The sequence below is a fragment of the Streptomyces sp. NPDC090445 genome (genome assembly GCF_044769385.1).
Taxonomy (GTDB): domain Bacteria; phylum Actinomycetota; class Actinomycetes; order Streptomycetales; family Streptomycetaceae; genus Streptomyces.
This window is the reverse complement of record NZ_JBIVXV010000029.1, coordinates 24,174-38,086: the sequence shown is the minus strand read 5'-3', so window position 1 is coordinate 38,086 and position 13,913 is coordinate 24,174. Positions and strand designations below refer to the sequence as shown.

The window sequence follows — 13,913 nt, the reverse complement described above, 5'->3', positions numbered from 1 at the left end:
CCGGAAGGCGCGGGCGAAGCGTCCGGTCTGCTCCAAGGCCATGGGGCTGGGACGGGTACCCTTTCGCGGCAGGGAACGACAGGCTGACCTCGCGCAGGGCGGGCTCCGGCTCGTCGCCGCTGCTGCCGGGGTAGGTGAAGGTGACCTTGTCGAAGCGGACTTCGCGCAGCCGCTCGGGCAGCGCCCGTCCGCCGACCGGGATGGCCCGGGTCTTCGCCTCCCGGCACAGCCGCTCGAAGTCGGCGACGAACAGGGACTCCTGGTGCAGTTCGGTGATCTGCAGCACGAGCGTGTCCAGGCTCGCGGCGCCGGTACGGATGGCCGGCACGGCCGTGCCCGCGACTGCCAGGTCCATGGCCCCGCCCCACAGCAACGCGCCCAGGGCGCCGTACGTCAGGAGGGTGGCGATGCCGCCGGCGCCGTCGGCGACGAGCCCGATCCGTGCAGCTCGGCGGGCCAGGCGGGTCTGTTCGCGTTCGCTGGTCTCGACCATGGTCCGGAAGTGGCCCAGCAGGAACGGGCCGACGCGGTGGACGCGGACCTCCGCAGCCGCCTCCTTCTGGGTCAGCAGCTGGCCGATCAGGTGTCCGGCCCGGGCGTGTTGGACGAAGGCGTGGAAGGAGATGTACTTCTGCCGGGAGATCATCAGCGAACTCCACGCACTCGGCAGCGTCATCAGGACCAGGAGGGGCAGCAGCACCGGGTGCAGGACGGTCAGTACGCCGGCCGCCGCGAGCAGGGACACTCCCGCGTTGAGGGTGCTGGTGCAGTAGCGGATCATGCGCCGGGCGGAGTCGGCGCCGTACCGGGCCGCGTCGAGGAGCCGGTGGAACTCGTCGTCCTCGATCGCCGCGAGCTCCGCACGGTGCACGAGCCCCAGGTACTGCTCGGTGGCCACCCGCTGGACTTTCGGCTCCAGGGTTCAGGTGGCCGCGGTCGAGGCCGAGCGCAGCAGTGAGCCGAGGAACGCGGTGGCGGCCACGACCGAGAGCGCGGGGACCGCCTGGGTGAGGCGCTCGTTTGTGCTGCCGTCCGCGAGGATGTGGCCGAGCACGCTGTTGACTGCGATCAGGCCGATCGCCTGGGTGATGCCACGGCCGGCCTCGGAGGCCAGGACCATGCGCAGGGCCCGGGTATCGGCCAGGTGCGCGAGCCGCAGCCCGGTCGCCACCAGGCGCGGCAGTTCCCGCGCCATGGTCCAGAGTCCGAGCTTGAGCCAGGCGCCCTCGTGCCGGTCCCACCCGATGTCGTAGGCGAGCTCGCCGCCGAAGAGGAGCTGCTCCGAGTCCGACACCCCCGCGGCGCCGGATCCGGTCGTCGAGTCCTTGCTCACGCGGCCCTCCTGGTATCCGGTCGTGAGTCGCGGCTACGGGAGGAGGAGGCGTCAACGCGGCGCCCGCCGGCCGGGCGCGAGCACGGGGCGGGCCGGGGGTGTTCGATTGCGGCGGTGGTGTCGAGTCGGTTCGGCAGGGGATGCACGGGATCCTCCGGATGGGTGCAGGGCTGGTACTGGTGCTCTAAGAACGGCTCCCGATCGGGTGCGTCACGGCCGAATTGGGGGCGAGTGGTGAACGGATGTTCTAGTCTGGCCTTGTGGGCTTGGTAGGCCTGCGGTGGTGGCGTTGAAACTCGCTCGAACAGATTCCTGTCACTCTTCCGGGGGATTGCGGGCATCGGTGCGGTCGCCGGGCCCGGGCGTCTGAGGGCATGACGGGGAGGGCAGTGGCGGGGTGCGCCGCTGCCCTGTGGAGTGTGAGGAAGGCTCAGCTGGTGGTGGCCTCCAGGGCCTGGTTCCAGGCGCTGATGCTTGCCGGGGCGAGGAGCGGGGCGACGGGGGTGGCGAGGTATTCGTGCTCGACGAGGTAGAGGGCCGCGGTGCCGGCATGGCCGCGGAAGAGCTCGTTCATACGGCGGGTGATCACTTCGGCGTCGGCGTCCGGGACGCCGAGGATCCTCCGCGCGAAGATCTTCCGGTTCCAGACGTCGATGCCGAAGACGGAGGGGTCGCGGGAGGCGTGGGAGGCCATGACCGCGGCCGTGTAGGGGCCAACGCCCTTGATCTCCTGGAACCGCGCTGGCGAACTTGGACGACCGCGCTCGCATGGTGATCACCCGGATACGCTGACCGAGCCATCGCAACATCGGCCCGAGCCGGGGCAACGCCAACGCCGGGCCGGGAGTCCCAGGGGAGGATTGCGTGCACGACCGGATCACGCTGGAGGCCATTGCCCACGTCGTCGGCGGTCACGAGAAGCCGGCCGACGACTATCAGGGCGGAGTCGTATCGATCATCCGCCTGCGCCCGGACTTCCCCCTGGACACCCTGCGAGGCCTCGACGAGTTCTCCCACCTCATCGTGACCTGGCACTTCCACCTGGGATCTGACGCCGACCTCCACCTCGGAGCCCGCAGCCCCCGCAGCGACCCGGCCTGGGAACCCACGGGGACCTTCGTGCACCGAAACCACAGGCGCCCCAACCGCATGGCAACAAGCTTTCCCCGGCTGCTCAAGGTCGACGGCAGAGACCTCCACGTCACCGACCTCGACGCCGTGAACGGAACCCCGATCTACGACCTCGGCCCCTACTTTGAGCAGATGGGACCCCGCGGCCCTGTCACCGCCCCGGCATGGCCGGCGGCGATGCTGGCGCACTACTGGGACCCCGCAGCTCAACGACCCGAGTAGCACCGCACATGTGGATGGCTGAACGCTGTCAACCCTGTCTGGTGGACATCCATGGGTCCCGCTCTGGCGCGTGCGTAATTTCAGCCTCGGCAAGTCGGCGGTCGGGAAGCCTCCGCGGCAGGTGCTCCTGATAGCGGCGACAGAGATCAGCGTTGGTTGACAGCAGGTCCATGACGCCCTTGTAGGCGGGCGAAGTCGGAGGGTTTCGCCTCGGCGCTGTTTGGGCCAGGCCCTCACCGGAGCCAAGCGCGGTCTTTTCGCGCCCAACCTGTGTCAGTTCGCCCTGGTGGTGCTATTTCTGTCGAAGTGATCCACGCTGAAGACACGACCGAAGCGATCAGCGGTGCGACCGCCGACACCCACGGCCTGTGCTGCACGCGATTGGCTGGACCGTCCGGCTGAGCCCGGAGCATCACGGCAGGTCGGCGAGCGCCTTGCGGCCGCCGGTTGGGGCACCTCTGGACAGGGGTGTAGGTGTGTCCCGGTGCGCCTCCTGTACATGCCCGCGCGGACCACGGCCGACCATTCCGCCGCCACCTCGGACGGCAAGGAAGCGGTGGCCACCGCCTACACCCTCGTCGCGGGATCGCCTCCTGAGCCGCGGCGAGGAAGTCCTGCCCCGCTGACAATCCCGTCACCGACACGAACGCCACGTCCGCGTCACCGGACCCGGATCGTCCTGCAGAGGGTGCCCGGTCTGGTCATCGTCCCGGCCTGCGGCAGCGGTGACGACCCCCTTGCAGTGTCAAGTGCGGTTGCGGTTGCGGTGCCGGGTAGGGCAGGGTGGGCGCATGACGGATTCTCCCCGGGCTACCCGGATCGTCTTGGCCCCGGACGAGGCCGCGGAGCTGGACCGCCTTGCCGCGGCGGTGAGCGAGCACATCGAGGCACTGGAACAGGCCCGCACGGCACTCGGGCGGGCCGCCGGCCGGATTGCCGCTCGGTACGAGCGAGGGGGACCGGCCGCGGTCGCGGCGCGCGTGGGTTGGTCGCGCCAGCACGTCTCCACTCTGGCCGCTGATCACCGCGCCCAGACCCAGCCGGCAGACGGGGCGGAAGCGGCATGAGTACGGCCCCTGACCCCGCCCCCGGTGGGAGCGGCCCGCAGCCGGCCGCGACGGCCGAGGACCTGCGCGCGGCCTTGGCCCGGCTCGCCCCCGATGCGGTACCCACCTTCGACGCCGAGCGGGCCACCGCAGTGGCCCGTGCACGCGAGCAGGTCAGCTCGGCGCCGATGCGCCGGTTCCTGCGCCAGTGGGCTCTCTACGTCGCGATCGAACGCCACCCCGATCAGGCAGCGCGCCTGCGCACGCTGGAGGACCAGGCGGCCAACGCCATTACGCCCGCCCAGGCGCGGGCGATCGCCACGGAGATCGGCGACATCCTGGACCGGGCCGCGGCCGAGGCCGGCATCCCGCTCGGGGGAGTCAGGTGAGCGGCTGGAGCTGGGAGTACGACCCGAACGCCGACGAAGTCGTCAAGGGCCTGCCCGCCCACGTCACCGCGGAGGTCGAACGCCTGGCCGACGAGCTCGTCGCTCTCGCCGACGTCGGCGTCGACGTCACCGACATCGGCGAAGGCGGCCGCAAAGGCGTCCCGGGAGGCCTGCGCCGCATCCCTCTCCTCGACGACGGCTGGTTCTACGCCCTGCCCCTGCCCCGCATGCGGCTGATCGCGATCGTCCGCGTCATCCCGCCCTACACCGACCTGTAGCCGCCTGAGCCGCTCGCCCGCCCGCGACCCGGCATCGGCTTCTGTGCAGTTGCTCCGATCCTGGCTATGACGTGGCGCCTCGCGGGTGACAAGCAGCAGCGGCGCAAGAAGATGGCTCGCCTCCCCGCGGAACCAGCCGGCGATTCTACGCGTTTGATGTCTTGCCCCCCGCAAGACGGCTTTTCAAGGCTTACCTGGCAATGAGGTGGGCCGAGACGAACGGCCGGATCACGGTCCTGGAGCTGCACCGCGAGATCACCGAACGCGGCTTCAATGGCAGCTACACGATTCTGGCCGACTGGATCCGGTACAGCCTGACTGCAACGGACAGCGTTCCGCCAGCGCTGGCGCCACCGTCCGTCCGGCAGGTCACCGGCTGGCTCACCCGTCACCCCGCGACACTCGACCTGGACGAGCAACAGTCACGCAAGGCGGTCCTCGCAAGGTGTCCGGAGCTGGCGACGGCGGCGGCCCTGATCAGCGAGTTCGCGGAGATGATGAGCACCCTCGCCGGCGAACAGCTACCGACTTGGATCACCAACGCCACCGCAGCAGCACTTCCCGGCACCAGCACCTTCGCGGCCGGCCTCGAAACAGATCTCGCCGCCGTCACGGCAGGGATGACCACCCACTGGCACTCGGGACCGGTGGAAGGAGCAGCCAACCGGATTAAGATGCTCAAGCGGCAGATGTTCGGCCGTGCTGGCTTCCCGCTCCTCCGCCAACGCGTTCTGCTCGCGTGACGCTGAGTACCGCTGTCACGGAACTCGTGCCAGACCCAAACTGGTCCTGTTCGCCGACCGCGCCCTGACGGTTCCGTGGACCCTGTGACCCGTGATGAGGAGGTCGCTTCCCGGGTGACGGTCGACCTGCTGTCGAGGCTGGCCGCGAACGGTCCATCGGCTGGATCATGAACGCCCGCCGCAACTGCCGGGACTACGAGCGTCTGCCCCAGCACTCCGAAGCCCACCTGAACTGGGCCTTCATCACGCTCATGACCCAGCGCCTGGCCCGGAAGGGCCCGCGCACCGACAGCTGGACGAAGAGGAACCGGCCCGGCATCTGACTCCGGGTCCGTCCCTCATGTGAGGAACTCGGCGCCGGGTCCCGTCCCCTCAGCCCTCTGCGGCGTACGGTCACCGAGTTCACCGGGCCGGGGCTCGGGGCCCCAGGGGGCGCTCGCGACGGTCGCCGGAGAGGTGAGACCCAGCGCGGGGCTGTCCTTACCGTCCCGCATGTGGTTGAGCCAGCGTTCGTACCAGCTCCAGGACCAGAGCCGATCCGATCGAGTCCTGGAAGCGAGATCAAACGCAGGCCGAAGTCGTTCGAGAAACCCGCCAGTGCCCTGTGCGTGGGTGACTACCTGCAGACCCAGACCTGCAGGTTCCCCGCCGAGGACATGGGAGTCGACGAAGGGTTCTGGAGGGTGGAGTGGATCGCCCACCTTGAAGGCGCGGCCCTTCAGACCCTGTTGGCCGACCCCGAATGGGCGCGGGGCAAGGTGATGCTGGCCAACGTCTACGGCATCTCGGGCGTCCTGGTCATTCCCGAGACCAGCGTGCGGGTTCTCGTCGTCCCCAGCCCCGAACGGCTGCGCAACGATCTGGACGGGCCCTGGCACGAGAAGTCGTACTTCCAGTTCATCGGCGCCACCGTCCCCAACGAGGATGATCAACAGCGCAGGGATGCCGTCCTGCGCCCGCCGGCCCAGGCGGATGACGCTGACCTCTGCCCCAGCAGCTTCTCCAGCCCTGCTGACCGTGACCTCCACTTGCACGGGGTGACAGGGATCCGCCCCGTGCCGGTCTCGCAGCTGCCGTGGCCACACCGCCTGCCCAGATGCCCCCACTTTCCGCGTGTGGAAGCGATCGAGAAGACCTATCCAGACGACTGGTACGCCGGACAACTGGCACATGCGGAACTCTTCGCCCGGCTGACGCCGGAGGACTTCGCTGCTTGCCCCTACCACCAGGGCAACTGGGCTGCGATTGCCGAGGCCGCGACCGAACTCGCGGCTGCCGAGCTCGCCGACGGCGCCGAGCGCGGACGAAAGGCGTACGCGATGGAGCAGCTTGACGAACGGGACCGCGAGTGGGCCCGTGCTCTAGTGCAAGATCCCATCTGCTGGGACGAGAACCACGACAGCCTCACGAACGGACAACACCGCACCTGCGCCCTACGCGCGGCCGGCATCCCCTGCCTGCCAGTCGAAGGCCGCCACCTGCCCGACAGCACCAGGCCAGACGCCGTGGACGCCCGCACTCACGCCCAACAGACCGTCCACGGATTCTGGCGCGACGTACTCGCCGCCGTCCTCGGCCCCTCACACCCGCTGGTCAAGGCGGCGCGCCTGCTTGTGCGCTTTCCCACCCTGCGGCTGCTGCTCTCATCAGCGCGAAAGCGCCGCGAGTAGAGGCCCGACCCCCGAACCCCCGAAAGCGCCCTCGGGGTGGGGCAGGGCGGTCGCGTGGATATCGGCACCAGTTGGTCGAACACCCCGTCCGGCTGCAGGTACACTCCCGCAGACCGGCATGCCGCAAGGCGGATATACAGAGACGTTCGCAGACGCCCGATTGATGGATCTGGGCCTGCAAGATCTTGTCCAGATGGCGCAACTGGCGAGCCGCTTGGTACGCAAAGCGCACTGCCCGGTGTCCAGGTTCTTGCGCCATCTCGATGAAGCCGTTGGCGAGGTCCAACGTCTGATTGACCAGGGCCACAAGGATGCTGCCGCGCTATTCCTAAGGGCTCGTAACACGATCATGATTCGTGCTTGTTGAGGCGTCTCCAGCAGATGAGGCTGCAGGCGAGGGAGACGAACGCGGTCGAGGTGGAGCGAGTCCGAGTAGGGGAACGGGTCCTCGTACGCGATCTTCCGGTAGAGGGAGAACTCCTCCGCCTCGTCGAAGTGGACCTGCACGGGCTGCCGCGCCTTCGCCCGGCCGAAGTCACGGCAGCAGTTGACGAGGATCTTGCGCAGCCATGCGGGGCCGGCGGCGGCGTCGTGGAGCTGTCCGTACCGCTGGAACGCCTTGAGCAGGCACTCCTGCACCGCGTCCTCGGCATCCTCGCCGACGAGTGCCCGGGCGATGGAGTAGAGGCGGGGAAGCTGCTCGCGCGCGAGACAGCGGAACTCCTCCGCCCTCTGGGTCCGGATCTCCTGCATGGACAGCACACACCTTGAGACGGCCCCAGCAGCAATTTTATTGCGTTCCGTCCCGTTTTCTACTGTCGGCAATAATCCGGGCCGACACGCCGTCCTCGTCATCACAGGAACAGGTTCTTCCGGAGGAGGTGACGGCCATGACCGCGGTGGACCCCGTGGAGCTGGACGCCAAGGTCCAGGCTCTGTACCGCCTGGTGGCCCAGGAGCCACACGGCTCGTACCACTTCGAGATGGGCCGGTCCCTGGCCCGGCGCCTGGGCTACCCGGCCGAACTGCTCAACAGGGTTCCGTCGGAGGCCGTCGATTCCTTCGCCGGGGTCGGCTACTTCCTCGACCTGGCCGTGCTCGGCGAGGACGAGCACGTCATCGACCTGGGCAGCGGCTCCGGCACGGACTCCTGCTGCGCCGCACGGCAGGTCGCAGGCGCAGGGCGGGTCGTGGGCGTCGACTTCACGCCTGCGCAGCTGGACAAGGCCAGGCGGCTCGCCGCGGCCGACGGCTTCGCCCAGGTCGACTTCCGCGAGGGCCGCATCGAGTCGCTTCCGGCCGAAGACGCAAGCTTCGACTGCGCGATCTCCAACGGCGTCATCAATCTCTCCGCCGACAAGGAACGGGTCCTTGCGGAAGCCGCACGCGTCCTGCGACCCGGCGGCAGGCTGGCACTCGCCGACATCGTCACGGAACAGCCGCTGACCGAGTCCATCATCTGCGACGCCGCTCTGTGGGCCTCGTGCATAGGAGGCGCCGCCCACGAGACCACCTACCGGCAGGCCATCAAGGCCGCCGGACTCCAGATCAAGGAACTCCGCGGCAACGACTATGAGTTCCTCTCCGGACAGGCCCGTCGCGCCAGCGCCACGTGCGGCGTCAAGAGCATCTCCCTCCTCGCGGTCAAGGCGGGCCACTGAGCCGATCCCGCGGCCCGCAAGGCCGCAGCGTGCCAGGAGGCGCGTCATGACAACGCTCACCCACCGCAGTGCCGAGACCAGCAAGGGCCCCGCTGCCCTCCAGCCCGGATCAGCCTTGATGGCCCTCGCCGGACTTGCGTTCATCGGCTACGCGGTGATCTTCTTCGTCCGCAACTCACCGACTCGTTCCTCGAACTCGGCATCGGCCGAGCGCAGGTCGACGTCGGCAAGACCGAGATCCGCGCGTTCAGCCCCGAACTGCACGACTACGTCGCACACCTGCAGATCGCTGTCTCGGGGTTCATCGCGGCGACCGGGCTGGCCGTCGCCGCCCTGGCGTGGTTCGGCGTGCGCCACGGCCACCTGTGGGCATGGGTCACTGCCGTCGCGGCACCCGTCCTCGGCCTCGCCGTCGCACTGCCCGCCCACTACCCCTACCACTTCGACACGCTCGGACGCCTCGGCCTGATCTACCTGGCCACGGCCGTCTTCGTCATCGGTGGACTCCTCAGCCTGAAGCCGCTGCTCACGGCGCGAAAGGCCGACTCACCCGGACCGACGCAAACCTGACGGAGGCAGACCATGCCGAAGGCGGCGTGGTGACGCCGTGATGCTGTCAGCCCGGCTGCCGAGAGGGTCGGGCCTTGGTCCGCGACTGTCCGGAAATGGTCCGGATCTCGGTCCTCGCGGTCCCCAGGCGGAGAAGCTGGCGTGGGATGGGAAGTTCTGGGAGTGATCCATGTCCTGCAGGCCCCCCGGCAGCTCGCCAGCTGGGCCCGAGGGTGTGGTCGTCTTATCGCCAAGGTGCCTGGACGCGCTGTGCCTGTTGTCGTGCGGAGGCGGCGTCCGCGCGTGCCATGGACAGGAGGTGGGGGAGTCGCCCGGCTGCCTGGGTGTTCCACCAGCAGTGGGCGTCGGGCGAGAACGCGGCCTTGGGGACGTTGTCAATGGCTTCTTGGTACACGGCGGGCGAGTCGTGCCATTCGGTGTCACCGATCACTCGCAGGGAGCGGTGCGAGAGACCGTCGAGGAGGGTGAAGAGCCGGGGGACTGCTGCCAGGCGGTGTCGGCTCGGGCCGGCTTGGCGGGCCCCGCCTGGATATTGGGTCCAGAGGAGGTACCGGGCAGGCCACGGCAGGTCGATCCCTTCGCGTCCGTCGTAGGCCACGACCACCGGCTCGGCCATGGAGGCAGCGATGCCGGTCACCATCCCGCGCCCCGCGTGGTGCAGTTGGTCGGCCAGCCTGACCACCCACGGTTCATCCTGTAGGTCGCGCCTGATCGCCCGCTCCAGGGCGTCGTATGCACGCGCCCATCGTGCCGCTACCGGAGAGGCGTGGTTGCTCTGCAGCGCTGTGCGGCCGCCGGAGTCGAACTCCGGGTCCCGCCACTGACCCTGTGTACCGACCCGGCACAACTGGACATGTCCATCGACCCGTCCGCGCCCCTCGAGTACGCGGCCTTGCGCCCGGTCGCCCGTTCGGCCGCGGCGTCACCGAACCCGGCGGTGCCGCCGGTACGGCCGAAACATCTGAACCGGTACCGGGAATCAGGCCGCGACGAGCTCCTGCTCGCGGTCCGGCGTTTTGACCTTGGGCTTCTTGTTCGGCAGCGAGAGCCGGAAGATCTTGCGCCACGCGGAGAACACCTGCTTGGGCAGCGGCCCGGTGACGTACTCCAGCTCGTACTTCTCGAACAGCGCGCGCACCTTCACCGCGACCTCGGCGTACCGGTTGCTCGGCAGGTCCGGGAACAGGTGGTGCTCGATCTGGTGCGACAGGTTGCCGGTCATGAAGTGCATGGCCCTGCTGCCGCTGATGTTCGCCGAGCCCATCATCTGGCGCAGGTACCACTGGCCGCGCGTCTCGCCCTTGATCGACCGGCGCTCGAAGACCTGCACGCCCTCGGGGAAGTGCCCGCACATGATGACCGAGTGGGACCAGATGTTGCGGACCAGGTTCGCGGTGAACGTGGCGGCGAGCGTGTGGAGGAACGACGGGCCCGACAGCAGCGGGTGGATCACGTAGTCCTTGAGCACCTGCTTGCGGATCTTGCGGCCGACGGCCTTGGCCTGCGCGCGGAACTCCGGGTTGTTGCGGCGGCGCTTGTGCAGGTTCTTGCCGAGCTCGAGGTCGTACGCGGCGATGCCGTACTCGAAGAAGCAGGCGTTGATGAAGTTCCACAGCGGCTGGCCGAGGTGGAACGGGTGCCACTTCTGGTCCTCGTCGACGCGCATGATGCCGTAGCCGAGGTCGTTGTCCTTGCCGATCACGTTGGTGTACGTGTGGTGCAGCTCGTTGTGCGAGTGCTTCCACTGGTCGGACGGCGAGACGTGATCCCATTCCCAGGTGGTGGAGTGGATCTTCGGGTCCCGCATCCAGTCCCACTGGCCGTGCAGGATGTTGTGGCCGATCTCCATGTTGTCCATGATCTTCGCCACGGACAGCCCGGCGGTGCCGATCAGCCACGCGGGCGGGAAGATCGAGAACAGCAGCACGCCCCTGCTGACCAGCTCGAGCTTGCGCTGCGCCGAGATGACCTTGCGGATGTAGGCGGCGTCCTTCTCGCCGCGGCTGGCGATCACCTCATCGCGGATCGCGTCCAGCTCGCGGCCGAGCTCCTCGATCTGCTCCGCGGTCAGGTGGGCGGTGGGGTCGATGGCGGTCAAGGTGTTCCTACCGTTCGATGTCGCAGGGGCCCGCCGCGGCGGACACACAGGTCTGGATGAGGACGTCCGGCTCGGCCTCGGTGATCTCGCCGGTGCGCAGGTCGCGGACGGCGCCTGTCTTGAGGGGCGTGACGCAGCCGAAGCAGATGCCCATGCGGCACCCGGACGGCATGAGCACGCCGGCCTCCTCGCCGACGTCCAACAACGGCGTGGAGCCGTCCGCGTCGACGGTCTTGCCGGTGGCGCTGAACGTGACCTTGCCGCCGTCACCGGCGACGACGATGCCGGGGCGGAAGCGTTCGGTGTGCAGGCGCTCTTGGACGCCGTGTTCGCGCCAGAGCTCCTCGGCGGCGTCGAGCAGGCCCGCGGGCCCGCAGGCCCAGGTCTCGCGGTCGGCCCAGTCGGGCACCAGTTCGTCGAGACGGGTGATGTCGAGCATGCCGTCCGTGTCGGTGTGCACCTCGGTGAGCCGCAGCTTCTTGTCCGCGACCAGGTCGTGCAGTTCGCCGCGGAAGATCACGTCCTGCGGCTGTGGCGCGCAGTGGACCATGACGACGTCGTCGAACTCGATGTCACGCAGCATGCCCATCACAGGCGTGATGCCGCTGCCGGCCGTCAGGTAGAGCACCTTGGCGGGCTTGGCCACCGGCAGCACGAAGTCACCGGTTGCCTGGTCGAGCTGGACCAGCGTGCCCGGTTTCGCCCTGCGGACCAGGTGGTTGCTGACCTTGCCGCCCGGGATCGCCTTCACGGTGATCGTGACCCGGCCGTCTCGGCGGTTGGTCGGCGAGGTGATGGAGTAGGCACGCCACAGGCGCCTCCCGTCGACGTCGACCCCGATCCGCACGTACTGACCGGCCGTGTGGCCGCGCCAGCCCCGTCCCGGCCTGATCACGATGGTCGCGGCGTCACCCGTCTCGGGGTGCACGGCCTCGATGCGCCCACGCAGGTCAGCGCCCGCACGCAGCGGGCTGACCAGGTCGAGGTAGTCCGACGGCAGCAGCGGCGTCGTGACCATCTCCAGCAGTTTCCACGCCCCACTGCGGAGGGCTGTACTCGTCATGACCCCAGCTTGGTGTGCCTCAGGGCGTAAAGTCCTGACCGCAGGACGTAAATCTGGTCGGCTGAATTGTTCGCAAGGAATAAAACATGAGCCATCCCATCCGGAGGGTCACCGAACTGGCACTGGATGAGACGACGGTCACCGCACTTCGGGCCGCGCTGAGGGCCACCGCCGACGAGGTCGTCCAGGCGATCATCGACGAGGTCCCTCCCTACGCCAACGCCCTTTCGGGCCGCATGGGCGTCACCATCCGGCGAGCCGTCCGCACTGCCCTGGGGCACTACCTGGACCTCGCGAGCGGGAATGCCACAGGCGGTGACGCCGGTGGCGCAGCCTACGAGCTGGGCCGCGGCGAGGTGCGCGACGGCCGTTCGATGGACGCCCTGCTCGGCGCCTACCGCGTCGGCGCCCGCGTGGCCTGGCGATGCCTGGCAGCGGGTGCCGTCCCCGCAGGTCTGCCCGCCGCCGAGGTCGCCAAGTTCGCCGAACTGACCTTCGCCTACATCGACGAGCTCTCCGCCGCGAGCGCCGCGGGCCACGCCGACGAACTGGCCGCCCGGGGCCGGGACCACGAGCGCCACCTGGAACACCTGGCCCGCGACCTCCTCGCCGGCGCGAGCCCGGACGTGCTGCTGGCCTCTGTTCAACGGGCCGGGTGGCAGCCTCCGGTTTCGCTGACCGCGGTCCTGCTGCCCGCCGCCCAGGCCCGGCCCGCCTACCGCGCGCTCGACCCGGGCACCCTCGTCCTCGACGATCTGCCGGACGCCTTCGGTGTGCTGCTCGTCCCCGATGCCGACCGGTCGCATCTCTTGCGGCAGCTGACAGACCGCACCGCCGTGGTCGGCCCGGCCCGGCCATGGACTCGTGCGTCCGCCTCGTACGCACGAGCCGCACGTGCGCGCTCCCTCTCCTCCGATATCCGCGACACCGAGGACCACCTGCCCGAGCTGGTGCTGAGCGCCGACGCGGACGCGTTCGCAGACCTGCGTGCCCGAGCCCTCGCACCCTTGCGGACCTTGCCCGTCGCGACCGCACGGCGGCTGGAGGAGACGTTGCGGGCGTGGCTGCTCCACCAGGGCAGGCGGGACGAGGTGGCGGCGGCGTTGTTCGTCCATCCCCAGACCGTCCGGTACCGGATGTCGCAGCTGCGGGAGCTGTTTCCGGATCTCGCATCGCCACACCGGGTCCTTGAGCTGACGCTGGCGGTCGGTCTTCGGGTTAGCTGACGCCCAGGTCAGGCGCCGCTCTTCGGGCTCCTGGAAGAAGCCCGGCTTCTTGGGGGAGTAGCTGACCAGGACGTTTTTGGTCTGCTGGTGGTACATCAGCTCCACCCATGCTGACCTGGGAAAAGGGAAGTTGGGGCGGGTCGTTTGTGGGTGCTGGTCCGGAAATGGTCCGGATCTTGGTCCGGCGGGACCCACCCGGGTCATGTCTGGGTGGCAACGGCAGCGATTGGGGGCGGTCGGGACCGGACAGATCAAGTGGGCGGGCAGTCTGGACGCCAGCCACGCAAGATCGACATACGGTCGCGGGTCCGCGGGCTGCTCCAAGACCAGGGGGTTGAAACGCCCATGGGCCGAGGCAGGCCGAGGCCCACGGGTCCAAGGTCCAGCTGATCATCGCGGACAACGACTCGGCGTCGATTCCGGGCACAGCCTTCGGCAAGATCGAACTTGATTACGACAATCCACTCGTCCCAGGTGTGGCCC

15 protein-coding genes and 3 pseudogenes are annotated in these 13,913 nt (G+C 68.9%); 11 read left to right on the top strand and 7 right to left on the bottom strand.

The genetic code is table 11. The features are described 5' to 3' along the window. Positions 1-61: 61 nt before the first annotated feature. Positions 62-1,195, bottom strand: a pseudogene (locus ACIQUT_RS33565) (ABC transporter ATP-binding protein); the annotation flags it as partial. 568 nt (positions 1,196-1,763) lie between these two features. Next, on the bottom strand, positions 1,764-2,027 hold the full coding sequence (locus tag ACIQUT_RS33560; RefSeq protein WP_403568599.1) for a hypothetical protein: 264 nt from the start codon (positions 2,025-2,027) through the stop codon (positions 1,764-1,766). 170 nt (positions 2,028-2,197) lie between these two features. Here ACIQUT_RS33560 and ACIQUT_RS33555 point away from each other — a divergent pair, with 170 nt between their 5' ends. From ACIQUT_RS33555 to ACIQUT_RS33525, 7 genes and pseudogenes are all read left to right on the top strand, one after another. Continuing rightward, positions 2,198-2,686: an SAM-dependent methyltransferase gene (locus ACIQUT_RS33555; RefSeq protein ID WP_403568597.1), complete on the top strand. Its 489-nt coding sequence runs from the start codon at positions 2,198-2,200 to the stop codon at positions 2,684-2,686. A gap of 791 nt (positions 2,687-3,477) precedes the next feature. Then, the gene (locus tag ACIQUT_RS33550) at positions 3,478-3,753 is read left to right on the top strand and encodes a hypothetical protein (protein WP_403568596.1); all 276 of its coding nucleotides are present in this window, start codon (positions 3,478-3,480) and stop codon (positions 3,751-3,753) included. Beyond that, positions 3,750-4,121 (top strand): DUF6247 family protein, encoded by a 372-nt coding sequence (locus tag ACIQUT_RS33545; RefSeq protein ID WP_403568594.1) that lies wholly within the window; start codon positions 3,750-3,752, stop codon positions 4,119-4,121. Before ACIQUT_RS33550 ends, ACIQUT_RS33545 begins: the two co-directional genes overlap by 4 nt. After that, on the top strand, positions 4,118-4,399 hold the full coding sequence (locus ACIQUT_RS33540) for a hypothetical protein (RefSeq protein WP_403568592.1): 282 nt from the start codon (positions 4,118-4,120) through the stop codon (positions 4,397-4,399). Before ACIQUT_RS33545 ends, ACIQUT_RS33540 begins: the two co-directional genes overlap by 4 nt. A 200-nt stretch (positions 4,400-4,599) precedes the next feature. Next, positions 4,600-5,142 carry a transposase gene (locus tag ACIQUT_RS33535; RefSeq protein ID WP_403568588.1) on the top strand — a complete coding sequence of 181 codons (543 nt, stop codon included), beginning with the start codon at positions 4,600-4,602 and terminating at the stop codon, positions 5,140-5,142. A gap of 146 nt (positions 5,143-5,288) precedes the next feature. After that, positions 5,289-5,447 (top strand): annotated as a pseudogene (locus ACIQUT_RS33530) (IS5/IS1182 family transposase); the annotation flags it as partial. Positions 5,448-5,750: 303 nt separating this feature from the next. Then, a complete protein-coding gene (locus ACIQUT_RS33525; protein ID WP_403568586.1) occupies positions 5,751-6,812 on the top strand; it encodes a hypothetical protein in 1,062 nt (353 codons plus the stop codon). Here ACIQUT_RS33525 and ACIQUT_RS33520 read toward each other — a convergent pair. Further along, positions 6,789-7,565: an RNA polymerase sigma factor gene (locus ACIQUT_RS33520; RefSeq protein WP_403568585.1), complete on the bottom strand. Its 777-nt coding sequence runs from the start codon at positions 7,563-7,565 to the stop codon at positions 6,789-6,791. The two genes, ACIQUT_RS33525 and ACIQUT_RS33520, sit on opposite strands and share 24 nt — an antisense overlap. 137 nt (positions 7,566-7,702) lie before the next feature. Between ACIQUT_RS33520 and ACIQUT_RS33515 the strand changes: the two genes are divergently transcribed. After that, complete coding sequence (locus tag ACIQUT_RS33515; RefSeq protein WP_403568583.1) at positions 7,703-8,473, top strand: methyltransferase domain-containing protein; 771 nt, start codon at positions 7,703-7,705, stop codon at positions 8,471-8,473. A 147-nt stretch (positions 8,474-8,620) separates the two neighbouring features. Here the strand turns inward: ACIQUT_RS33515 and ACIQUT_RS33510 are convergent, their stop codons facing one another. Further along, the gene (locus ACIQUT_RS33510) at positions 8,621-8,830 is read right to left on the bottom strand and encodes a hypothetical protein (protein WP_403568582.1); all 210 of its coding nucleotides are present in this window, start codon (positions 8,828-8,830) and stop codon (positions 8,621-8,623) included. Between ACIQUT_RS33510 and ACIQUT_RS33505 the strand changes: the two genes are divergently transcribed. Further along, positions 8,822-9,043: a hypothetical protein gene (locus ACIQUT_RS33505; RefSeq protein WP_403568580.1), complete on the top strand. Its 222-nt coding sequence runs from the start codon at positions 8,822-8,824 to the stop codon at positions 9,041-9,043. The genes ACIQUT_RS33510 and ACIQUT_RS33505 overlap by 9 nt on opposite strands. A 223-nt stretch (positions 9,044-9,266) precedes the next feature. On the opposite strand, the gene ACIQUT_RS33500 is transcribed toward ACIQUT_RS33505, so the two are convergent. Further along, the gene (locus tag ACIQUT_RS33500; protein WP_403568578.1) at positions 9,267-9,725 is read right to left on the bottom strand and encodes a hypothetical protein; all 459 of its coding nucleotides are present in this window, start codon (positions 9,723-9,725) and stop codon (positions 9,267-9,269) included. 87 nt (positions 9,726-9,812) lie between these two features. Between ACIQUT_RS33500 and ACIQUT_RS33495 the strand changes: the two are divergent. Then, a pseudogene (locus ACIQUT_RS33495) lies at positions 9,813-9,959 on the top strand (tRNA (adenosine(37)-N6)-threonylcarbamoyltransferase complex transferase subunit TsaD); the annotation flags it as partial. A gap of 63 nt (positions 9,960-10,022) precedes the next feature. Here ACIQUT_RS33495 and ACIQUT_RS33490 read toward each other — a convergent pair. After that, positions 10,023-11,141: a fatty acid desaturase family protein gene (locus ACIQUT_RS33490; RefSeq protein WP_403568576.1), complete on the bottom strand. Its 1,119-nt coding sequence runs from the start codon at positions 11,139-11,141 to the stop codon at positions 10,023-10,025. A 7-nt stretch (positions 11,142-11,148) separates the two neighbouring features. Then, positions 11,149-12,204, bottom strand: a complete 1,056-nt coding sequence (locus ACIQUT_RS33485) for a ferredoxin reductase (RefSeq protein ID WP_403568574.1) — start codon at positions 12,202-12,204, stop codon at positions 11,149-11,151. 86 nt (positions 12,205-12,290) lie between these two features. Here ACIQUT_RS33485 and ACIQUT_RS33480 point away from each other — a divergent pair, with 86 nt between their 5' ends. Further along, on the top strand, positions 12,291-13,430 hold the full coding sequence (locus ACIQUT_RS33480) for a helix-turn-helix domain-containing protein (protein WP_403568572.1): 1,140 nt from the start codon (positions 12,291-12,293) through the stop codon (positions 13,428-13,430). Positions 13,431-13,913: the final 483 nt, after the last annotated feature.